The following is a 23819-nucleotide window of genomic DNA, read 5'->3' on the forward strand; positions in this document are numbered from 1 at the left end:
TATATTTAATGACTCCAAATGTATATTATGAACTTATTTCATTACTTTTTTTAGTACTCCAAATACTGCTCGTATAAAAGTAGCACTAGTTAACACTTTAACGACAGGATTTTGACGTTGGTATCTCGTTGAAGATTTTCTTCTAGACTTGGATTCTTTTTCTTTTTTTATTGCTTCTCGTTCTTTTTCTAGAGCTAAACGTTCGTCTTCTTTTTTCTTTAAGTCTTCCGCTTTTTTAATTTTCTCGTTGAGCATTTCATAAGCGCTTTCACGATCAATTTCATCATTATATTTTAAGACTAACTTCGAGTCGTCTAGTAATTGATTTAACTCTTTTTGGGTCAAAATATCCATCCTACTCATAGGAGCTCTCATCATAGTTGCAGCCAATGGTGTTGGACGCCCTTTTTCGTCTAGTGCAGATACTAATGCTTCACCAATTCCTAGAGAAGTTAATACTTCGGCAGTGTCATAATAATCCGTGTCTGGATAATTTTGTGCTGTTAGTTTTATAGCTTTTCTGTCTTTAGCGGTAAACGCTCGTAAGGCGTGTTGCACTTTTAAACCTAACTGACTCAAAACTGCTTCAGGCACATCTGTTGGATTTTGAGTTACAAAATAGAGTCCAATACCTTTACTTCTAATAAGTTTTACAATGCTTTCAATTTGATTAAGAAGGGCTTTAGAAGCTTCGTTAAAAATTAAATGCGCTTCGTCAATAAACATGATAAGCTCTGGTCTTCCAGAATCACCTTGCTCAGGAAAGGTCTCGTAAATTTCAGCCAATAAACTCAGCATAAATGTTGAAAATAGCTTTGGCTTATCTTGAATATCTGTTAATCTGATAATATTTATATAACCACGACCATCTCTAGTTGTTCGTACTAAATCTTCAACTTCAAAGCTTTTTTCTCCAAAAAATAAATCACCTCCTTGTTGCTCTAATTCTACAATGCGTCGCAAAATAGCACCTGTTGAAGCTGTAGAAATTCTACCATAGGAATCTTCAAATTCTTTTTTTCCTTCATTGGTAGCATATTGTAGTATTTTCTTGAAATCCTTTAAGTCTAAAAGAGGTAGTTTGTTATCATCGCAATACTTGAAAATAACAGATATGATTCCAGCTTGAGTTTCCGATACATCTAAAATTCTTGATATTAAAACAGGTCCAAATTCACTTACAGTTGCTCTTAATCGCACACCATCTTGTTCAGATAGTGACATGACTTCAACAGGAAATGCTTTAGGGTCAAAAGGCAAGCCTATTTTTTCGTGACGCTCGTCAATTTTTGGATGCCCAGGACTTGGTTGCGCCAAACCACTTAAATCACCTTTAATATCCATTAACAGTACAGGAATTCCTTTGTCACTTAAATTTTCAGCCAAGACTTGTAGCGTCTTGGTTTTTCCTGTTCCAGTTGCTCCAGCAATTAAACCATGTCTATTCATGGTCTTAAGCGGCACTTTTACATAAGCATTTTTTACTGTTTCTTCGTCTAATATTGCTGAACCTAAAGTGATATAATCACCTTTAAATGTGTTGCCTTCAGCGATATGATTAAAGAATTCTTCTTTGCGAGTCATGGTCTCATAATTTTTCATAAAAATAAGTAATCTTAAATTAAACCAAAATAAAAAAACTTTTAAGTTTTATGAAGAAACTAGAAACTCTAAACTATCTTTGCGCACGATGAATAAAGAAATTTTAGAACTTGTAAATAAAGGTGAAATGCTTCCGTTAATGGAAGAGTTTTACACTATTCAAGGAGAAGGCTATCACAAAGGAACTGCTGCTTATTTTGTAAGAATTGGTGGCTGTGATGTTGGTTGTCATTGGTGCGATGTAAAAGAAAGTTGGAATGCTAATTTACATCCTCCAACTGATACGCCCACAATTATTGATAATGCCATAAAATATAGCGACACAGTGGTTGTAACAGGAGGGGAGCCTTTAACTTGGAATATGACTAAGTTAACCGAAGGTTTAAAAGAAAAAGGTGCAAAGGTACATATTGAAACTTCTGGTGCTTACAAACTTACTGGAACATGGGATTGGATTTGTTTATCACCTAAAAAACTAAAATTACCTACCAAAGAAATATATGATAAAGCTCATGAGCTTAAGGTGATTGTCTACAACAAAGACGATTTAAAATTTGCTGAAGAGCAAGCTGCAAAAGTTAATAAAGACTGCATTTTGTATTTACAACCAGAATGGAGTAAACGTGATAAAGTAATACCATTAATTGTGGACTATGTGATGGAAAACCCTAAATGGAAAGTGTCCTTGCAAACGCATAAATATTTAAATATACCTTAATAAAAAAAAGCCTTGATTTCTCAAGGCTTTTTTTTATTAGTTGTTATATAGAGTTTACATCATAGGTACAGATACTCTAACCTTATCCCAGCCCATATGCATTGTTCCATCTTTATCAAATACAATAGAGAATGCTTCTAGTGACTCGTCTACCATTGTTGCTTTAACTTTAATTCTTGCAACGTCATTTGCTTCGTTATAAAAATAACTTCCCCAAACATTAAGGTCTGAGCTTAAAATTAACGTCCATTCTTTTTCGCCCGGAATAGCAGACATTGTGTATGTTCCTGCTTTAATTGCTTGACCACCAAAAGTCACATCTTTGTAAAAAGATATTTCGGCAGCTTCATTAGCACCTAGACGCCATTGTTTTCCGTTAGGAGCAAGTTTTTCTAAAGAACGACCATTTAATTGTGGGCGACCATAAACGATTTTCGCAACTTTATTAGATACTTTATAATCGTTTGGGTGAGAGGCTGCATCCATTGGACTTTTATCTAGTCCAGGAAATTTTTGAGCATTAACATTTGTAGTTAATAACATTACAAATGCGAAAGCAATGCTAGTAATTAATGATGATTTTTTCATGTTTAGTTTTATTTAAAAATTGTTTTAAAAATATTGAATTTATTACTTATAAGTCGAAAGGTTTTGTTAAACTTAACAAAAGGATAATAATTTTTAAATAAAAAAAGCCTCAATATTTTGAGGCTTTTATAACTTATTTATTGAATTCTTAATTTAAAAGTACTGCTACCCTAACAGTTCCCCATCCTAAATGCATATTTCCTTCGTCGTCAAATGCAATAGAAAATGCTTCAAGAGAATCACTACTAGTTGAGGCTTTAGCCATGAATCTAGTAACTTCACCAGATTTTGCATTACCTCCCCAAGTACCAAGAGTAGAGTTAAGAATAACTGTCCATTCTTTCTCTCCTGGAATTGTTGTTAACGTATAAGTTCCTGCTTTTACACTTTTGCCACCAAGTGTCATATCATTTTTAAAAGTGATTTCAGTGCCTTCATTAGCACCAGTACGCCACACTTTTCCATTAGGAGCAAGCTTACTTAACTCTCTACCTTTTAATTGTGGTCTACTGTAAATAATTTTTACAGATTTGTCTTTTGACACGCTAATGTCTAATGGGCTTTTATCTAAGCCTGCAAATTTTTGCGCTTCTACATTAGTTGATAATAACATTATAAATGCGAAAGCAATTGTCGAAATAAATGATGATTTTCTCATGTGTAATTTTATTGATTTTATTTTTTTAAAAATATTGAATACAAAATATAAAAATTGTAAGGTTTTGTTAAACTTTACATTTTACAAGTGTTTCTTGCTTTTTATAACGATTATAGTTACAATATTATATTATTATAGTTATATATGTTTATAATACGTAACCAATAATATGTTATGTGTTTATAATATGATATGTAATTCTCAGATTTGTGCTATAATAATTAAAGAAAAAGATTATGTGCGGTATTGTATGTGCCTTCGATTTAAAAGAAAAATCAGAAATATTAAGGCTTCAAATTCTTGAAATGGCAAAAACTATTCGTCATCGCGGACCAGATTGGAGCGGTGTATATAGTGATGAGAAAGCCATTTTGGCTCATGAGCGTTTAGCAATTGTAGATCCAGCTTCTGGAAAACAACCTTTATTTAGTGAAGACAAGAAATTAGTCTTGGCTGCTAATGGAGAGGTATACAACCATCGTGAGCTTCGTAAGCAATTTCCAGATTATAAATTTCAAACAGAAAGTGATTGTGAAGTTATTTTAGCTTTATATAAAGAAAAAGGATACGATTTCATTGATGAGATGAATGGCATTTTTGGTTTTGCTATTTATGATGTTGAAAAAGATGAATATTTTATAGCTCGAGACCATATGGGAATTATTCCATTATATATTGGTTGGGATAAACAAGGAACGTTTTATGTAGCGTCAGAATTAAAAGCATTAGAATGTGTGTGTACAAAAATTGAATTGTTTCCTCCAGGACATTACATGAGCAGTAAAGATGGCAAATTTGTACAATGGTACAAACGCGACTGGGAAGATTATGATGCAGTAAAAGATAATAAAACCGAAATAGCTGAAGTACGTCAAGCATTAGAAGATGCAGTACATAGGCAATTAATGAGCGATGTGCCTTATGGTGTATTGTTGTCTGGAGGACTAGATTCTTCAATAACATCTGCTATTGCGAAAAAATATGCTGAGCGACGTATAGAGGCAGATGATAAAGAACAAGCTTGGTGGCCGCAACTGCATAGTTTTTCGGTTGGACTTGAAGGTTCACCAGATTTGAAGGCGGCTAGAAAAGTAGCAGACCATATTGGGACCGTTCATCATGAAATAAAGTTTACAATTCAAGAAGGATTAGACGCTATAAAAGATGTGATATATCAATTAGAAACGTATGATATAACAACAATACGTGCAAGTACGCCAATGTATTTAATGGCACGAGTTATTAAATCTATGGGAATAAAAATGGTGTTGTCTGGTGAAGGAGCAGATGAGTTGTTTGGAGGCTATCTCTACTTTCATAAAGCACCAAACGCCAAGGAATTTCACGAAGAAACTGTACGCAAATTAAGTAAGTTACATATGTACGATTGCTTAAGAGCGAACAAAAGTTTAGCTGCTTGGGGAATTGAAGGACGTGTACCATTTTTAGATAAAGAATTTATGGATGTAGCCATGCGTATTAACCCTCAAGATAAAATGATTAATGGTGAACGTATGGAAAAATGGGTGATAAGAAAAGCCTTTGAAGGTATGTTACCAGAATCTGTAGCTTGGAGACAAAAAGAACAGTTTAGCGATGGCGTTGGGTACAGTTGGATTGACACGTTGAAAGAAGTAGTGGATGCTGAAGTCACTGACGAACAATTGGAAAATGCTCATTTTAGATTCCCAATTCAAACACCACAGAATAAGGAAGAGTATTATTACAGAACGATTTTCGAATCACATTTTCCAAGCGATGCAGCTGCGCTAAGTGTGCCACAAGAACCAAGTGTAGCTTGTAGTACCAAAATTGCATTAGAATGGGACGAAGCTTTTAAAAACATGAATGACCCTTCTGGAAGAGCAGTGGCGAAAGTTCATGACGATGCATACTAAAATGACTAATTTGGTTGGTTAATTAGTTATTAGTTAAGGTTGGCAATTTGCCAACCTTTTTTATTTAAAAAATTATTAGAAATTATAAAAATTGATGATTTTACTCTTGAATCACCTATATTTACTGTAAGTGACAGATAGGTGACATTTAAATGACGTGCTAAAAACCAATACTCTGCCGTAGATTTGTGTCATCAAAATAATCAAAATGAAAAGTAAAACATTAAGCGAAAATTTAATCTACCAGCGAAAGCTAAAAGGATATACTCAAGAAGACCTTTCTGATAAAACTACAGTTGGAGTCCGAACCATTCAACGTATAGAAAAAGGTGATGTGCAACCACATTTACAAACTGTAAAATTATTAGCGGTTGGTTTAGAAGTTGAGGTTGATGATTTATTAGTGCTTGATAACCCTAATGAAGAAGTCATACAACGTAAATGGATGTTGTTATTGCATGGTACTCCATTTGTTGGTTTAGTAATTCCATTTGCAAATGTGCTAATTCCACTTTTTATATGGATTAGTAAGGCCGATGATAATAAAATTTATGATGCACATGGTCGTGCTGTGGTCAATTTTCATGGTACCATAAATTTGTTGCTCATCATCTCTTTATTGTTGTTTTTCGTTTTCCCTGGATTTAACTTTTTCCTTTCAGGTGCTATTTTTCTTTATGGAATAATAGTTAGTCTTATGAACATTTCGTCTGCTTTAAATAAGCAAACTTATAATTACCCTTTATCAATTCCTTTTTTAAAGCCGAAGTCGGTTTAAGTTTTTTTAATTTAAATAATTTATAATGTTAGGATTATTAGTAATAATAGTAGTCTCTTGGGTGCTTTTGCGCTTCATTGAGAAAAAAAATATCGAAGCTTTAGGAATTGTTCCAAACCTAAATAGGCTGATTCAATTTGTAATTGGGTTTTTTATTATCGCAGTTATTGTATTAATTAATATTTATATAGAGACCATTATTTTAAAAGTTGAATGGGAATTATATTCCATTGATTACAATACTATTTTTAATGCCTTTGTGTACCATCTTAGGTCTGCTTTAACGGAAGAATTAGTGTTTAGAGGTGCCATTCTTTACATTTTAATTCAAAGAATTGGAGCAATCAAAGCGATATGGCTGTCTGCAATTGTGTTTGGAGTGTACCATTGGTTCTCTTATGGGATAATAGGTGAGAGAATCATTCTATTAGCTTACGTTTTTGTAATAACAGGATTTACAGGATATGTTTGGGCTTATACGTTTCATAAAACTAAATCTATAATGTTGGGTCTTGGATTTCATTTAGGGTATAATTTAATAATGAGTTTCTTTTACGAATCTCAACCTTTTGGCGAATTAATTATGAGCCAAACATCAAAAGTAGGTTTAATAGGTTGGAATGAGTTTTACTATTCAATGTTTAAAGGTTTATTTCCAACTATGACAACTTTAGTTTGCGTAAAGCTCTTGCTTAAAACCAAGTTGTACCCTCAAAAAGAAAACCAATAATTATGAAAATTTTGTTTCAAAAACATCCTAATGCATCCAGATTTGTTTTAGCAATTGTATTGTTTGTGTTTGTACTAGCTATAAGTGTAATTGTAAATAAAGGCGTAGTTAAGCAATATTTTCCTTATACAGCACCATTACTTTTAATAGTAGCTACCTGGATTCTATGTAAAACCGACAAAAAATCACTTTATGCCATTGGAATAAATTTAAATTTAAAGAATTTGTCTTTTTTGCCATTAGGAGTTTTTATTGGTGCCATAGCTTTATTTGGAGCAAAATATGTAAGAGCGCTTTATACAGGAGAAACCATGGAGTTGTCCTCTTCAATTAATTATGCAACTATGGCCTATGCATTCTATTTTATATTACCACAAGTAGCTACCGAAGAACTTTTATTTCGAGGGTATTTATTTAAAAAAACCATTGAAGTTTCTAATGTAATAATTACGAATATTGTCTTTTCAATCTTATTTATGCTCATTCATGTGCTTGATGATAGCGTGTTAAGTAATAAAGGCGCTATTATTATGTTGGTAATTGGGATACCTGTTGGTCATTTACTATTTGCGACAGCTTTGTTAAAATCTAAGACCTTATTCTTTCCAATAGGATTACATTTAGGGAATAATTGGTCGACGAGACATTTAATTACAAACAGTAATTCTGGCGATAGTATTTTGTATATCTCAAATGTAGCAACGTTTGATGCTTGGACATCATTTCTTATAACTATTATACTGTTTAATGGATTTTTTTTATTGGTAACATTAGTGATTTGGAAATGGGATAAAATTTTGACATTATTTAAAAGATAAGATTAGTATTTTTATTGCATGAAACTAAACCTTCAGTCAAAACAATATAGGCTTTTTTTAAAGCATCCATTTACAATTTCTAGATCTACTAGAACTCATCAAGATACTGTAATTTTATCTATTTCCGATGGCGTTACAACAGGTTACGGCGAAGCAATACCCTATCCATATTATAACATTACTTATGAAAAAATTGAGCAATCTGTTGCAAAGTCTAAATCAATAGTAGAAAATGCCTTTGGAATGCTCCCTAACGATCTGTGGAGCTATCTAGAACCAAATCTAAAAGACAATTATTTCACTTTGTGTGCTATTAACTGTGCCTACTGGGATTATTATGCCAAATCTCAAAACAGGACTACAAGAAGTTATTTTTGCGATGAGAATAAGTCTACACCATTAAGCGATTACACCATTGGTATTGATACCATAGATATTATGAAACAGAAAATATTGGACACACCTTGGCCAATCTATAAAATTAAATTAGGAACAGAACATGACGTAGAAATTATTTCAGAACTAAGAAATATCACAGATGCTATCTTTAGAATTGATGCCAATTGTGCTTGGACTGTCGAGGAAACATTGCAAAATGCGATTCAGCTAAAAAACCTTGGAGTAGAGTTTATAGAACAGCCACTAAAAGCAGAAGATTGGGAAAGCATGAAACGCTTGAAAAGAGATTGTGTTTTACCTTTAATAGCAGACGAAAGCTGCCAACGTCTTGAAGATGTCCAAAAATGCGCAGAAGGTTTTCATGGCATTAATATTAAACTCATGAAATGTGGCGGACTTACACCTGCTCTAAAAATGATAGAGAAAGCAGGAGAACTCAATTTAAAAGTTATGGCTGGTTGTATGGCAGAATCTACAGTAGGGATCTCTAACTTAGCTCAAATTGCGTCACTTTTAGATTATATAGACGCCGATGGCGCCATGTTATTGAAAAATGACACAGCGAATGGCATTAAACTAGACTATGGAAAAATTGTGTACCCAGAGATAAAAGGCTCTGGCATAAGCTTACTTTAATTAGACTAAAATTAGCTGAAATTTTGCCTAAAACCCAATAGCGAAAATCAAAAATATTGCCTTAGAGCGACGATTGTCTAATTTTCTTTTATAAGTCAGTCAAAAAATCATCAAAATCAATTTTAAGATACTTTTTAAGCGATTTAAGGCGTTTTTATGTAATTAACAAATGTTAATAATTATGTGATAAATGCGATAAAAACCTTAAAAATGAGGTTTAATAATTGTATATTTGTATGTATTAGAAATGATACAAATTGTATCATTTTTTTTATGAAATAAAACGAAAATTTAACTTATAGATTAATATTAATATGAGTCAAGAAAAAGAAGAGTTTAACAAGCATAATTATTCAGCCGATAGTATTCAAGCATTGGAAGGCATGGAGCACGTGCGTATGCGTCCATCGATGTATATTGGAGATGTTGGCACAAGAGGATTACACCACTTAGTGTATGAGGTTGTAGATAACTCTATTGATGAGGCTTTAGCAGGTCACTGTAACAATATTACAGTAATAATTAACGAAGACAATTCAATCACAACCGAAGACGACGGTCGTGGTATTCCAGTAGATATTCATAAAAAAGAAGGTGTATCTGCTTTGGAGGTTGTAATGACTAAAATTGGAGCTGGAGGAAAATTTGATAAGGATTCTTATAAAGTATCTGGTGGTTTGCACGGTGTTGGTGTAAGCTGTGTAAATGCACTTTCAGAGCATTTAAAAGCAACCGTTTATAGAGATGGAAAAATATATGAGCAAGAATACGAACGTGGTAAAGCCCTATATCCTGTAAAACCAATTGGAGATACAGATAAAAGAGGGACAACAGTAACTTTTAGACCAGACTCTACAATTTTCACTCAAACATTAGAGTACAGTTATGATACACTAGCTAGTCGTTTGCGTGAATTGGCATATTTAAATAAAGGAATCACCGTTCACTTAATTGACAGAAGACATAAAAAAGAAGATGGTTCATTTGAAGGAGAAACATTTCACTCTGAAGAAGGTCTTAAAGAATTTATCAAATTTTTAGATGGAAATAGAGAACCTTTAATGAAAGAGGTTATTGCTTTTGAAGGTGAGAAGAATGGTGTTCCAGTGGAAGTAGCAATGGTTTACAATACATCTTATGCCGAAAATTTACATTCATATGTAAATAATATTAACACACATGAAGGAGGTACGCATTTAACAGGATTCCGTCGTGGATTAACACATACGCTAAAAAAATATGCTGATGAATCTGGGATGTTAGATAAATTGAAGTTTGATATCGCCGGAGATGATTTCCGTGAAGGGTTAACGGCTATTATTTCTGTAAAAGTTCAAGAACCTCAATTTGAAGGGCAAACAAAAACCAAGTTAGGAAACCGTGAAGTTTCTGCATCTGTTAGTCAAGCAGTTTCTGAAATGCTGACAGATTATTTAGAAGAACATCCAGATGATGCTAAAATAATAGTCCAAAAGGTTATTCTCGCAGCACAAGCACGTCATGCAGCACAAAAAGCTAGAGAAATGGTTCAGCGTAAAACTGTAATGAGTATTGGTGGTTTGCCAGGAAAATTAAGTGATTGCTCTGAGCAAGACCCAGCAAAATGCGAAGTGTTCCTAGTTGAGGGAGATTCGGCAGGAGGAACTGCAAAAGCTGGACGTGATAGAAACTTTCAGGCTATTTTACCATTAAGAGGTAAAATATTGAATGTCGAAAAAGCGATGACGCATAAAGTTTTTGAAAATGAAGAAATAAAAAACATATTTACTGCTCTCGGTGTAACCATTGGTACAGAGGAAGATAGTAAGGCGCTAAACTTATCAAAATTAAGATACCATAAAGTAGTGATTATGTGTGATGCCGATATTGATGGTAGTCACATTGCCACCTTAATCTTAACGTTCTTTTTTAGGTATATGAAAGAACTTATTGAAAACGGTCATATATATATTGCAACACCTCCTTTATACTTAGTGAAAAGAGGTGCGAAAAGCAGATATGCATGGAGTGATAAAGAACGTGATGAAATTGTTGCAGAGTTTGGTGATGGCGCAAAGATACAACGATATAAGGGTCTTGGTGAGATGAATGCAATTCAACTTTGGGATACTACTATGAACCCTGAGAATAGAACCATGCGCTTAGTTCAAATAGACAATGGAATTGAAGCAGATCGCATTTTTTCTATGCTAATGGGAGACGATGTGCCACCACGTAGAGAGTTTATTGAGAAAAATGCTATCTATGCTAATATTGATGCATAGTTAAGATACGTGTTAAAAAAAAAAGCATCCAATTTGGATGCTTTTTTTATGTCTAAACTTCTTAGATTAATCGATAAAGTGTTAATTATTAACGATAAATGGTTATTCTTTGAAATCTTTTTTTTATGTTTGCTTAACCAAATTTATTGTAACATGAAAAAGTTAACCTTATTGTTTACGCTATTTATAGCGATGCATACATCACATTCCCAAGAATTAGAAAGTTTATTGTTGGCATCAGAAGATGCTAGTAAATTAACCGAAGGCTATATTAATCCAGTTATGAAAGGATTAATGTATAGTATGAATGGTGGTTGGGCAACAACCGGAAAAGTACATAAAACCTTAGGTTTTGATTTAACCATAAGTGCAAACGCTTCGTATGTACCTGATGCAGATAAATTATTTGCATTCATACCAAGTGATTATAACTATTTAACACTACCAAACGGTGAAACGACTATACCGACTGTAATGAGTGATAATGATTATGAAACGACAGTAGATGTGGAAATTGATAATGGAGATGGAACATATAATGTAGCTAGTTTTGAAATGCCAGGAGGAATTACCAAAGATTTGCCAATAAATGCTGTTCCTGCACCTATGGTACAACTTGGTGTTGGACTGCCTTTTAAAACAGATATTAAACTACGCTATGTGCCAAAGCTTAACTTTGATGATTCAGTTGAAGCTAATCTAATAGGTTTAGGATTGCAACATGACTTAACACAGTATCTTGGTCCAATAGATAAACTTCCTTTAAGTGTTTCTATTCTCGGAGCTTTTACTAATATGGATGTAACTTATAACATTGAAGACGATGATCCATCAGACGAGGTTACAGTCACTAATGGTGAGGCTGCTTTCGAGATGAAAACATGGACAGTCCAAGCTATTGGTTCACTAGATTTTAAAATTATTACGCTTTATGGAAGTGTTGGATATAATGGCGGAAAATCATCAATAAAAATTAATGGAACTTACGATTTAGAATACGATATAGAAGATGGTGGTGGAATAGTTATTGGTACTGCAAGTGACTCAGTAACCGATCCTATTGATTTAAATTTTGAATCTACAGGAGTTAGAGGAACATTAGGAGCAAGATTAAACTTGGCTTTTTTTAAGATTTTTGCAGATTATACCCTACAAGAATATAATACTTTATCAGCAGGTATCGCATTTAGTTTTAGATAATTAAATTAGTTAGTTAAAATGAGAAAGCATCAGATATTTATCTGATGCTTTTTTTATTTACGCCATATTTATTCGTAATTTTGCAGTCTTAAAAAACAACACAATACAAACCTTAAATTAGAAAAAACAAATGAAAGTAACAGTAGTAGGAGCAGGAGCTGTAGGAGCAAGTTGTGCAGAGTATATTGCATTTAAAAATTTTGCTTCAGAAGTCGTTTTATTAGATATTAAAGAAGGGTATGCCGAAGGAAAAGCAATGGATTTAATGCAATGTGCTTCGTTAAATGGATTCGACACAAAAATAACTGGTACAACTGGAGATTACTCAAAAACAGCAAATAGTGATATTTGTGTTATTACTTCTGGTATTCCACGTAAACCAGGAATGACAAGAGAAGAATTAATTGGTATTAACGCTGGTATAGTTAAAGCAGTAGCTTCTAGCTTGATTGAGCATTCTCCAAACACTATTCTTATTGTTGTTAGCAATCCTATGGATACCATGACGTATCTAGCTCATAAAGCAACTGGGTTACCAAAAAATAGAATTATTGGAATGGGAGGCGCATTAGACTCTGCTCGTTTCAAGTATAGACTAGCTGAAGCTTTAGGTGCGCCTATTAGTGATGTAGATGGCATGGTAATTGGAGGTCATAGTGATAAAGGAATGGTTCCGTTAACAAGTCATGCAACAAGAAACAGTATAAAAGTTACTGAATTTTTAACAGCTGAACGTTTAGATCAGGTAAAAGAAGATACTAAGGTTGGAGGAGCAACATTGACTAAGTTATTAGGAACTTCAGCTTGGTATGCACCAGGAGCGGCAGTTTCTGGTTTAGTGCAAGCAATAGCATGTGATCAACAAAAAATGTTTCCATGTTCAACATTGTTAGAAGGTGAATATGGTTTAAACGATTTATGTATTGGTGTTCCAGTAATCTTAGGAAAAAATGGCATCGAAAAAATCGTTGAAATAAAATTAAGCGATGCAGAAAAAGCGCACATGCAAGAAAGTGCTGAAGGCGTTAAAAAAACTAACGGTTTGTTAGAATTATAAATTTATAAACAAAAAACATGAAAAAATTATTAGTATTAGTTGTTGCTTTAACATTGAGTTTTGTAGGGTACTCTCAAAATAAAATAAATGAAGGTAAATTAATAGTTACTCAAAAAATGTCAAGCGATAATGAGCAAGCAAATGCTCAAATTGCATCTATGGGTAACACAGTTACTACAACTTATTTTAAGGGTAAAAAATCTAGAACTGAAGCTTCTAGCCCAATGACAGGTGATATGATTGTAATAGCTGATGGAGCAACCAATCAAATGATTACTTATATGAATAACCCAATGCTTGGAAAAAAATATGTAAAAGGCTCTATGGACGATTCTCAAGTAGATTCTAGTAAGGTTACAGTAAAGAAGGGAGATAAGACCAAAACCATCTTGGGTTATGAATGTCAACAATATTTTTTAACGGCTGAAGTACAAGGACAAACTATGGAAATGGAATTGTATACTACTGAAGCAATTAATGCTTACTCACAACAAACAACTGCATTAGGTGCTGATATTGGAGGCTTTCCATTATATTCAACAATCAATGTGTCACAAATGGGAATGAATATAACAATTACAAGTGAAGTAACAGAAATTAATGAAGAATCTGTTTCTGACGACAAGTTTAGCATGACCATACTTGAAGGTTATGAAGAAATGGCACAGCCAGAAATTAAAAACTAAAAGAGATTTAGAACTCTATAAATAAAAAAAACCAGCCAATCGGCTGGTTTTTTTATTTGATTATTTAAGTCTTTAAGATAATCCTGAAATCACACCATCCTTATCAATAGACATGCCTTCCGACGCTGGAACAGCAGGAAGTCCAGGCATTCGCATCATTTTTCCTAAAATAGGAATAATAAATTGAGCGCCAGCTGCAATTTCAATTTCACGAACGGTTACTTTAAAACCAGTTGGTCTCCCAATAAGTTTATCGTCATCCGAGAATGATTTTTGTGTTTTTGCCATACATATAGCAAAATCATTAAAACCAAGGCTGTTAATTCGCCTTAGATTTAATTCTGCTTTTTTATCATAAATCACACCATCGGCACCATAAATTTCTCTAGCAATAGTTTCAATTTTTTCTTTAACTGGGCTTTTCCAATCATAAAGTGGCTTGTATTGAGTTGCCTTGTTTTCAACTACATTAACAACTGCATTTGCTAGGTCTTTTGTGCCTTCGCCTCCTTTTGCCCAACCTTCCGATAAAACAGCTTGAACACCTAAGTTTTCACAAGCAGTTTTTATAAAATTAATTTCTTCTTCAGAATCAGAAACAAACGCATTGATAGCTACAACAGGCTCAATATTGTATTTTCTAATGTTTTCAATATGCTTTTCTAGGTTTTTAAATCCATCTTTTACAGCATCTAAATTAGGTGTATTGTAATCTTCTTTTTGAACAGCTCCATGATGACGTAATGCTCTAACAGTAGCAACTAATACCACACATTTTGGATTCAATCCAGCATAAGCCGATTTAATATTCAAGAATTTTTCAGCACCTAAATCTGCACCAAAACCAGCTTCGGTAACTACATAGTTTGATAAAGATAATCCCATTTTTGTAGCGATAATGGTGTTTGTTCCTTGAGCAATATTTGCAAAAGGACCACCATGTATAATAGCAGGATTTTCTTCTAAGGTTTGTACTAAGTTAGGTTTAACAGCATCTTTTAATAAAATAGCCATTGCATCTTCAGCCTTCAAATCTCTTGCGAAAATGGGTTTCCTATCAAAAGTGAAACCTATAAATATGTCACCAAGACGTTTCTTCAAATCTTCAAAATCTGTCGCCATACATAAAATTGCCATTACTTCGGAAGCTGGAGTAATATTAAAACCATCTTCACGAGGAACACCGTTAGCTGTACCACCAAGGCCAATGGTTATTTGGCGTAATGCACGATCGTTCATATCGATAACGCGTTTCCATAAAATAGTACGAGGGTCGATATTTAAGTTTCGCGTTTTACTTTGTATGTTATTATCAATTAATGCCGATAATAAATTATTCGCTTTTTCAACAGCATTAAAGTCTCCAGTAAAGTGTAGGTTAATATCTTCCATTGGCACTACTTGTGAGTAGCCACCACCAGCAGCTCCACCTTTAATTCCAAAAACGGGACCAAGTGAAGGTTCACGCAAAACTACTGTCGCTTGCTTTCCTACTTTATTAAGTCCTTCGGTTAGTCCAATAGAAACTGTTGTTTTTCCTTCTCCAGCAGGAGTTGGTGTAATTGCTGTTACAAGTACTAAATTATTATCCTTTATCTTGTTTTCGTCAATAAGATTTAAGGGTAGTTTAGCTTTGTATTTACCATATAATTCTAAATCATCTTCAGAAATATGTAATTTTTTCGCAATGTTTTTAATGTGGGTAATGTCGTTTGCTTGAGCGATTTCAATATCTGTTAAATGCGCCATAGGTTGTTGGTTTAATTTTTAAGAGGTTCAATGTAATTAATTTATAGCTAATAATCATTAGTAAGCTCAGATTTTACTGGGTAAAAACTAAGTGACCATAAAAATAGTTAAAATGATAAATAATTTCGGTTAGATTAATAGAATTTTAATTTCGTCGAACATATATTTCTTTCCGTCGGTAACATTCTATTTTTTTGTATAAATATGTCAATTCTATTGCCAAATCTTTAGGTAAATCATATATTTGCTCGTTTTTAAAATAAGAATAGATTAAATTAATATATAATGCAGAATAAAGGATTAGTAAAGTTGTTTGCACTGTTATTTGGATTGGTAAGTATTTACCAGTTGTCTTTTACATTTAAAGCAAATCAAATTGAAAGCAATGCAAAGGAAGCAGCAATAGCTAAAATTGCTGAGACAGAGATAGATTATGTTGATAAGCGAAGTGCAGAAGAAGCTCGTTATTTAGATTCTCTTTTGACATATAAAGTTGCAACAGACAAAGTTGATGCTAATGGTCAAATTTTAAGCGAGAATATTAAAGTATTTAATATTGGTATTGCAGATTATGACTATACCGAGGTTAAAGAGAAATCTATGAATCTTGGTCTTGACCTTAAAGGAGGTATTAGTGTTATTCTTCAAATTCAAGTTGATGATATCTTAAAAGGATTAGCAAATAATAGTAATGACCCTGTTTTCAATAAGGCTTTAGCTGATGCTGAAGAGTTACAAAAAGATAGCCAGAACACATATTTAGAAGATTTCTTCGTAGCATTTGATGCTATTAAAGGTGATACAAAATTAGCATCTCCTGATATTTTTGCTAATCGTGATTTAAGTGACGAAATCACTTTTAACATGACTGATGATGAGGTGAAGCCAATTTTAAGAACTAAGGTTGATGAATCAATCGTTTCTGCATTTGAAGTATTACGTAAGCGTATTGACCAATTTGGAGTTACTCAACCAAACATTCAGCGTTTAGGAAATTCTGGTCGTATATTGGTAGAATTACCTGGTGTTAAAGATAAAGAACGTGCTACAGAGTTAATAACTACAACAGCGCAATTAGAATTTTGGGATGTTTATAAAGCCGAAGAATTAGGAGCTTTTTTAAATCAGGCTAATGAAGTTTTAAAAGGATTGGTTGATACAAAACCTGAAGTTGATGAAACTGAACCACAAGATGAACAAGATAGCACAATTGACGATTTACTAGGTGACACTTCAACTGACTCTACTGATGTGGCTACTTTAGGGCCACTATTTGATTTGATTAGAGTACCTGGGCAAACAGGACAACCTATGTTGGCTATGTTTGAATCAAAAGACAAAGAAACAGTCTTGGGTTATTTAAACAGACCTGAGATAAGAAGTTTATTGCCAGCAGAACAACGTTATGCTGAATTTGTTTGGGGAAAACAAACAAAAGATAATCCACTTGTTGAGCTTTACGCGTTAAAAGGAAATAGAGAAAACACACCAGAATTAAGTGGAGGAGTTGTAGTTGATGCACGTAATCAATTTGGACCTACTGGAGAATCAGAAGTATCTATGCAGATGAATGCTAGAGGAGCTAAAATTTGGGAGGAAATGACAGGAAGAGCCTATGCACAACAAAGTCAAATAGCCATTGTTTTAGATGATATTGTATATTCTGCACCAGGAGTTACAACTGGGCCTATAGCTGGAGGAAATTCATCTATCTCTGGTAACTTCACACTAAACGAAGCAATAGATTTAGCAAACGTATTAAGAGCAGGTAAATTACCAGCTTCTGCTGAGATTGTACAAGCAGAAGTAGTTGGGCCATCATTAGGTCAAGAAGCTATTGATAGTGGAATGAAGTCTTTTATGATTGCACTATCATTAGTATTAGTATGGATGATTTTTTACTATGGTAAATCAGGTATATTCTCAGATATTGCCTTATTATTAAATATTGTATTAATCTTTGGTATTTTAGCAGGTTTAGGAGCTGTATTAACACTTCCAGGAATCGCAGGTATTGTATTAACAATTGGTATCGCGGTAGATGCAAACGTACTTATTTATGAACGTGTCCGTGAAGAGATAGCTAAAGGTAAAGGTCAAAAAGAGGCAATTAAAGATGGATTTAGCAATGCATTGTCTTCTATTTTAGATGCCAACATTACTACAGGCTTAACAGCCTTAATCTTATTTATATTTGGTACAGGCCCAATTAAAGGGTTTGCAACTACGTTATTAATAGGTATTGTAACGTCGTTATTTACTGCTATATTTATTACAAGATTGCTTATAGATTGGTATGTAAATAGAGGAGGGAAACTAGATTTCTCTACGTCACTCACTAAAGGGTTATTCAGAAATATTAATGTTGGATGGTTAAAAAAGCGCAAGATTGCTTATGCTTTTTCAGCAGTTATCATACTTGGAGGTTTAGCCTCATTATTTACTACAGGATTAGATGAAGGTATTGATTTTGTTGGTGGAAGAACATATACCGTTCGTTTTGCACAAGATGTAAATGTTGAAGAAGTGAAGGGAGCTGTAGTAGCTACTTTTGGTAGTGCTGAGGTTAAAACTATTGGTAGTGCTAATCAATTAAAGATATCTACTAAATACAAAATTAATGAAAACTCAACAGAGGTAGATGAAGAAGTTCAAAGTAAGCTTTACCAATCGTTAGGAACATTCTTACCTAGCGGATTAAGTTATGACGAATTTAATGATAGTGATAATACTGTTGGTGTCATGTATTCTGGCAAAGTAAGCCCAACAATTGCCGATGATATTAAAAAATCATCTATTTGGGCAATTTTAGGATCGTTAATAGTAGTATTCTTGTATATCTTATTACGATTCAAAAAATGGCAATTCTCATTAGGTGCTGTTGCTGCGGTTTTCCATGATGTATTAATTGTATTGGGTGTATTCTCTATTACATGGAGGTTTATGCCATTTAGCATGGAAATTGACCAAGCATTTATAGCAGCAATCTTAACAGTAATTGGTTACTCACTTAATGATACGGTGGTAGTGTTTGATAGAATTAGAGAATTCTTAAATGAACATACAAGTTGGGAATTTGATAAAACAGTGAATACTGCTTTAAACAGTACATTAAGTAGAACATTAAATACCTCTTTAACAACCTTGGTGGTGTTATTGGCGATGTTTATTTTTGGAGCTGATTCACTTAGAGGATTATTATTCGCCTTAATTGTTGGTGTAATTGTAGGTACTTATTCATCGGTGTTTATTGCAACGCCAGTAATGAGAGATACAATAAATAAATTGGATAAAAAGAAGAAGTAGGTTCTTCAAGTTATATAATAAAAAAAGCCTTTCTTTTTAGAAAGGCTTTTTTTATTATTAGTTGCATCCTTTTTTAAAATATGCAATGAGTTTAATTAGACTTTGTAAAGCTCATTTTATCACCAACCTCAATCTTTAATTGCTGAGATAAACCTCCATTTATTTCAAGTACGTATTGCGCAGGAGAACCAGACGGTAAAGAAGCTTCGTCTAATGGTTTTGCGTTTTCTTGAATGCTTACAATGGAATTGTTATTGTCTAAATAGATAATATCTAATGGTATAAGCGTGTTTTTCATGTAAAAAGATCGAAGTTGCATATCGGGAAAAATAAAAAGCATCGCATTAGTATCTTTCATTGATTTACGATCCATTAAACCAGTTTGCGTCTCGTACTCATTATCGGCAATTTCGATATCAAATTTTGCAATAAGTGAATCGGTTTCTGCTTTAAATAAACTTAATTCACCTTCTTTTTTAAAAGTAATTTCTGTAAGTTTTATAACCTTTTTCTCTTCTTTGCAAGATGAACTCAGCAAAACTAACAATGAGCTTATAGCTAATAGAATTAATGATTTTGTAAAGTTATTAAGTTTCATTGCTAAACTGATTTAGGCTTGTAGAAGAACATAAAGTATATTCCAATAAGCACAAATGGAATACTTAGTACTTGTCCAGTATTTAAGGTAAATAGCCAATCTTCTCTTCCATCAACTTGTGCAATTTTAAAGTTTTCTACAATTAATCGAACTACCATAAGTAGCACTAAAAACAATCCAAATAAAAATCCCGATTGCTCACTTTTCTTGGATTTCCAGTATAAAAACCAAAGAATCAAAAACACAAACACATACCCAAATGCTTCATAGAGTTGTCCTGGATGTCTCGGGATATTGTCAAAATCCTTAAAAATAATTGCCCAAGGAAGCGATTCATCTGCTGGTTTACCAATCATCTCAGAATTAAAAAAGTTTCCTATTCTAACAAAAATTGCGCCTAGTGCTACGGGAACTACCACACGGTCTAAAATCCAAATAACAGACTTTTTAAGTACTTTTTTATTGTATAAATACATGGATATAATCATACCAATAGCAGCACCATGACTTGCTAGCCCACGGAATCCTGTAAACTCAAATCCACCTGTAAACTTAAATGGTAAAAAGATACTCAAAGGATCTTCGAGTATAAGTTCTGATTGATAAAATACGACATGACCAACTCGAGCACCAATCATAATCCCTAATACAGAATAAATAAATAGAGAATCTAATTTATCTTCGGTTTGATTTTCATGTTTGTATATTTTTTTCATGATGTACCAACCTATAATAAAGGCTGCCATCCACATCATGCTGTAATAATGAATGGTAAACCCAAAAATCTCTAACCCTTCTGAGGTTGGATCCCAGACAATTTGTAAAGCGTGCATATTTAATCAAAGTTTGATACGTAAATATATATAAATCAATCGGATTATTTAACGCTTAATAAATGGAGATATTATTTTTTATCAACTTTCTCAGGAACATGGTCATAACCACTTCCTCCCAAAGACGACGGAGCGAAAAAGAAAATGTACGGTGTACATTTTGGCGAACGTGTGAGTTGGCATGAGGGCAATTTTTAGTTGTCATCCTTTTCTGGAACAGGGTCGTAACCGCTGCCTCCCCAAGGATGACAACTAAAAATACGTTTCAAAGCCAATTTACCTCCATATATCAATCCATGTTTTTTTAAGGCCTCAACGGTGTAATGTGAGCATGTAGGTTGATATCTACAAGTAGCAGGAGTTAATGGAGATATTACTGTTTGATATATCCTTACTAAAAAAACGAAAGGTGCAATGAGTATTTTTTTAAGCATGATTAGTTAGTCGAAAACGTCGTTCCGTCTTTACCGTCTTTAAGTTGAATTCCAATCTCTGCTAATTCATCCCTAATCTTGTCTGATAAAGCAAAATCTTTATTGATTCTAGCTTCAGCTCTCATTTTAATAAGTAATTCAACGGTTTCAGATAATTTGTTTGATCCATTAGCATTGTTTTCTGAAACGTTTTGTAATCCAAGAATATCAAGCACAAAAACATCTAAAGTAGTTTTTAAGGTGTTAAAATCTTCCTTAGATATTGTTGCTTTTCCATCTTTAATTTGATTGATAAACTTGACAGCACTAAACAATTCAGCAATTAAAATGGGTGTGTTAAAATCATCATTCATCGCATCATAACAACTTTGTTTCCATGTTGTCAAGTCAAAGTTTGAAGTGTTATTTGAAACTTCAAGTTTTGGAAGCGAGTTCATGGCTTCAATAAGCTTTTTAAAAGCTTTTTCGGCAGCCAAAAGCCCATCATCGGTTAAATCAAGAATACTCCTGTAAGAGGATTGCATCATAAAAAAACGAATCACACTTGGACTGTATGCTTTACTTAAAATATCGTTATTTCCAGAAAGTAATTCATCTGGATTAATAGAGTTTCCTGTACTTTTAGACATTTTTTGTCCGTTCATTTTTAGCATATTAGCATGCATCCAAACGTTTACGGGACTTTGGTTATTACAAGCTTCAGCTTGAGCAATTTCACATTCGTGATGTGGAAATTTCAAATCCATACCACCTCCATGAATATCAAATTGTTCGCCTAAATATTTAGTGCTCATGGCAGTACATTCAAGATGCCAACCAGGGAAACCATCGCTCCAAGGTGAAGGCCAACGCATAATGTGTTGTGGTTCTGCTTTTTTCCAAAGTGCAAAATCTTGAGGGTTCTTCTTATCAGATTGTCCATCTAATGCTCTACTATTGTGTACTAAATCTTCAAGGTTACGACCGCTTAATTTTCCGTAGTTATGGTTCTCATTAAATTTATGTACATCGAAATATACAGAACCATTGATTTGGTAAGCAAAACCTTTGTCAAGAATTTCTTTTATAATTTCAATTTGCTCAATAATATGTCCTGTAGCGGTTGGTTCAATACTAGGAGGTAGGAAATTAAACTTATTAAGTATGTTGTGGAAATCAACAGTGTACAGTTGTACTACTTCCATTGGTTCAATTTGCTCTAAACGTGCTTTTTTTGCAATTTTATCTTCTCCATCATCAGCATCATCAGTAAGGTGACCTGCATCTGTAATATTTCGCACATAGCGAACTTTAAATCCTAAATGCTTTAAATAACGGAATATCATATCAAACGACATGAATGTACGAACATTACCTAAATGTACATTGCTGTATACGGTAGGTCCGCAAACATACATTCCTACATATCCTTCGTTTATAGGTTTAAAAACTTCTTTTTGACTCGTAAGCGAATTATATATTTTTAATTCTTGTTCTTTATAAAGTTGCATGCCGATTAAATAGATTTTGGTTGATTTTGAGCACTTTAAAACTGCGTATCTAATTTAATATAATCTAAGAATTCTCTTCTAGTTTTTTTGCTTTTAAATTTCCCGCCAAATTCACTGGTTACTGTACTACTTTCAGTATCTCTAATGCCTCTAGAATTTACGCATAAGTGTTTAGCGTCTATAACACAAGCGACATCTTTGGTATTTAAGACTTTTTGTAGTTCTTCCACTATTTGTATGGTTAAACGTTCTTGTACCTGAGGTCTTTTTGAAAAATAATCTACAATTCGATTCATTTTAGATAGGCCTACAACGGTACCATTAGAAATGTAGGCAACATGTGCTTTTCCTACAATTGGTAGTAAATGATGCTCGCAAGTTGAGTAAACAGTAATGTTCTTTTCAACAAGCATTTCACCGTATTTATATTTATTTTCAAAAGTGGATGCGCTAGGTTTATTCTCAGGGTCTAAGCCACCAAAAATTTCTTTAACAAACATTTTTGCAACACGATTTGGCGTTCCTTGTAAGCTATCGTCTGTAAGATCTAGACCAAGGGTTTCCATAATGTGTCTAACATCATCTTTAATGATATCAATTTTTTCTTCTTTTGTCAATTTAAAAGCATCAGCTCTTAATGGTGTTTCTGAAGAGGTTCCAACATGATTTTCTCCTAAAGAATCAAAATCTTCAATTTCTCTTTCTATTTTCATATATACTGTTATCTATAACTAATTAAACAGGGCACAAAGGTAAGCATTTCCTAAATTTTAACTATTGAATTAACAAAGTATTAATTTTGAACGATATATGTAATAATTTCAACGGTTATAACGTTTTATTTATCAAATATTGCTTACTTTTTACCGCTATTACAATTGACGAAAAAATGCGTAAAACATTACTTTTTATTAGTATTATATTTTTATCATGCAATGTAGGAACAGCTAATGCACAATCTGTTTCTAACGGTTATGGTTCAAAAACGATAGTTTTTAACCCTAATGTAAAAGCCCCATTAAATGGAGCAGAGAAAGGAATGCTAACAGAAGTTTATGGAGAAACGCTCCAAAAAAATGTATTAGACAATCCAGAACGCTTAAGGAGTATAAAGAATATTCTTAGAAATAGAGTAGAAATACTTAAAATGTCACACTACCCTAAAGATTATAAATTACTATCTCAAATACCTTTGTTTAATAAATACAATTCATCATTAAAGAGAGAAGTATTTAGTAAGTCAACATTTAATTCATTAAAATATAATTTCGACTTTTATGCGAAACAAACACAAGTGTTTAGAGTAGATAATACGAACTATTATATAGTAATTAAGTCCCAACACCAAAATTAAGCCTCACTCATGATGAAAAAGTT

21 protein-coding genes are annotated in these 23819 nt (G+C 33.2%); 12 read left to right on the forward strand and 9 right to left on the reverse strand.

The features are described from left to right. Positions 1-33 precede the first annotated feature (33 nt). Positions 34-1584 (reverse strand): helicase HerA-like domain-containing protein, encoded by a 1551-nt coding sequence (locus HB672_RS06005; protein WP_167609280.1) that lies wholly within the window; start codon positions 1582-1584, stop codon positions 34-36. A 106-nt stretch (positions 1585-1690) separates the two neighbouring features. Here HB672_RS06005 and HB672_RS06010 point away from each other — a divergent pair, with 106 nt between their 5' ends. Continuing rightward, complete coding sequence (locus HB672_RS06010; RefSeq protein WP_167609283.1) at positions 1691-2320, forward strand: 7-carboxy-7-deazaguanine synthase QueE; 630 nt, start codon at positions 1691-1693, stop codon at positions 2318-2320. Between the two features lie 54 nt (positions 2321-2374). On the opposite strand, the gene HB672_RS06015 is transcribed toward HB672_RS06010, so the two are convergent. Beyond that, positions 2375-2908: a DUF2911 domain-containing protein gene (locus tag HB672_RS06015; protein WP_167609286.1), complete on the reverse strand. Its 534-nt coding sequence runs from the start codon at positions 2906-2908 to the stop codon at positions 2375-2377. Positions 2909-3056: 148 nt separating this feature from the next. Continuing rightward, positions 3057-3566, reverse strand: a complete 510-nt coding sequence (locus HB672_RS06020; protein WP_167609289.1) for a DUF2911 domain-containing protein — start codon at positions 3564-3566, stop codon at positions 3057-3059. A 236-nt stretch (positions 3567-3802) separates the two neighbouring features. Between HB672_RS06020 and asnB the strand changes: the two genes are divergently transcribed. The 9 genes from asnB to HB672_RS06065 all read left to right on the forward strand — a co-directional run bounded on the left by asnB (position 3803) and on the right by HB672_RS06065 (position 14032). Continuing rightward, positions 3803-5464 carry an asparagine synthase B gene (asnB, locus tag HB672_RS06025; protein ID WP_167609292.1) on the forward strand — a complete coding sequence of 554 codons (1662 nt, stop codon included), beginning with the start codon at positions 3803-3805 and terminating at the stop codon, positions 5462-5464. A 208-nt stretch (positions 5465-5672) separates the two neighbouring features. Beyond that, on the forward strand, positions 5673-6242 hold the full coding sequence (locus HB672_RS06030) for a helix-turn-helix domain-containing protein (protein WP_167609294.1): 570 nt from the start codon (positions 5673-5675) through the stop codon (positions 6240-6242). A gap of 25 nt (positions 6243-6267) precedes the next feature. Continuing rightward, entirely contained in the window at positions 6268-6972 is a 705-nt protein-coding gene (locus tag HB672_RS06035) for a CPBP family intramembrane glutamic endopeptidase (RefSeq protein WP_167609297.1), read from the forward strand. Positions 6973-6974: 2 nt separating this feature from the next. Beyond that, positions 6975-7790, forward strand: a complete 816-nt coding sequence (locus tag HB672_RS06040; RefSeq protein WP_167609300.1) for a CPBP family intramembrane glutamic endopeptidase — start codon at positions 6975-6977, stop codon at positions 7788-7790. Between the two features lie 18 nt (positions 7791-7808). After that, entirely contained in the window at positions 7809-8825 is a 1017-nt protein-coding gene (locus tag HB672_RS06045) for a dipeptide epimerase (protein WP_167609303.1), read from the forward strand. Positions 8826-9139: 314 nt separating this feature from the next. Further along, positions 9140-11089: a DNA topoisomerase (ATP-hydrolyzing) subunit B gene (gene gyrB, locus HB672_RS06050; protein WP_167609306.1), complete on the forward strand. Its 1950-nt coding sequence runs from the start codon at positions 9140-9142 to the stop codon at positions 11087-11089. A gap of 153 nt (positions 11090-11242) precedes the next feature. After that, positions 11243-12289, forward strand: a complete 1047-nt coding sequence (locus HB672_RS06055) for a DUF6588 family protein (RefSeq protein ID WP_167609309.1) — start codon at positions 11243-11245, stop codon at positions 12287-12289. A gap of 130 nt (positions 12290-12419) precedes the next feature. Next, a complete protein-coding gene (gene mdh, locus HB672_RS06060) occupies positions 12420-13346 on the forward strand; it encodes a malate dehydrogenase (RefSeq protein ID WP_167609312.1) in 927 nt (308 codons plus the stop codon). Between the two features lie 17 nt (positions 13347-13363). Next, positions 13364-14032: a hypothetical protein gene (locus tag HB672_RS06065; RefSeq protein ID WP_167609315.1), complete on the forward strand. Its 669-nt coding sequence runs from the start codon at positions 13364-13366 to the stop codon at positions 14030-14032. A 72-nt stretch (positions 14033-14104) separates the two neighbouring features. Here the strand turns inward: HB672_RS06065 and HB672_RS06070 are convergent, their stop codons facing one another. Further along, positions 14105-15781, reverse strand: coding sequence for a formate--tetrahydrofolate ligase (locus tag HB672_RS06070; RefSeq protein WP_167609318.1), 1677 nt, complete (start codon positions 15779-15781; stop codon positions 14105-14107). 285 nt (positions 15782-16066) lie between these two features. Between HB672_RS06070 and secDF the strand changes: the two genes are divergently transcribed. Then, a complete protein-coding gene (gene secDF / locus HB672_RS06075; protein WP_167609321.1) occupies positions 16067-19087 on the forward strand; it encodes a protein translocase subunit SecDF in 3021 nt (1006 codons plus the stop codon). A gap of 91 nt (positions 19088-19178) precedes the next feature. On the opposite strand, the gene HB672_RS06080 is transcribed toward secDF, so the two are convergent. From HB672_RS06080 to folE, 5 genes are all read right to left on the reverse strand, one after another. Next, positions 19179-19685 (reverse strand): DUF192 domain-containing protein, encoded by a 507-nt coding sequence (locus HB672_RS06080; protein ID WP_167609324.1) that lies wholly within the window; start codon positions 19683-19685, stop codon positions 19179-19181. A gap of 2 nt (positions 19686-19687) precedes the next feature. Further along, the gene (lgt, locus tag HB672_RS06085) at positions 19688-20518 is read right to left on the reverse strand and encodes a prolipoprotein diacylglyceryl transferase (protein ID WP_167609327.1); all 831 of its coding nucleotides are present in this window, start codon (positions 20516-20518) and stop codon (positions 19688-19690) included. Between the two features lie 194 nt (positions 20519-20712). Next, the gene (gene yidD, locus HB672_RS06090; RefSeq protein WP_167609331.1) at positions 20713-20952 is read right to left on the reverse strand and encodes a membrane protein insertion efficiency factor YidD; all 240 of its coding nucleotides are present in this window, start codon (positions 20950-20952) and stop codon (positions 20713-20715) included. A gap of 2 nt (positions 20953-20954) precedes the next feature. Next, positions 20955-22442 carry a cysteine--tRNA ligase gene (gene cysS / locus HB672_RS06095; protein ID WP_167609334.1) on the reverse strand — a complete coding sequence of 496 codons (1488 nt, stop codon included), beginning with the start codon at positions 22440-22442 and terminating at the stop codon, positions 20955-20957. Between the two features lie 35 nt (positions 22443-22477). Further along, complete coding sequence (folE, locus tag HB672_RS06100; protein ID WP_167609337.1) at positions 22478-23155, reverse strand: GTP cyclohydrolase I FolE; 678 nt, start codon at positions 23153-23155, stop codon at positions 22478-22480. 176 nt (positions 23156-23331) lie between these two features. Between folE and HB672_RS06105 the strand changes: the two genes are divergently transcribed. Next, positions 23332-23796, forward strand: a complete 465-nt coding sequence (locus HB672_RS06105) for a hypothetical protein (RefSeq protein ID WP_167609340.1) — start codon at positions 23332-23334, stop codon at positions 23794-23796. Positions 23797-23819 lie beyond the last annotated feature (23 nt).

Source organism: Gaetbulibacter sp. S0825 (assembly GCF_011777505.1).
GTDB lineage: Bacteria > Bacteroidota > Bacteroidia > Flavobacteriales > Flavobacteriaceae > Pontimicrobium.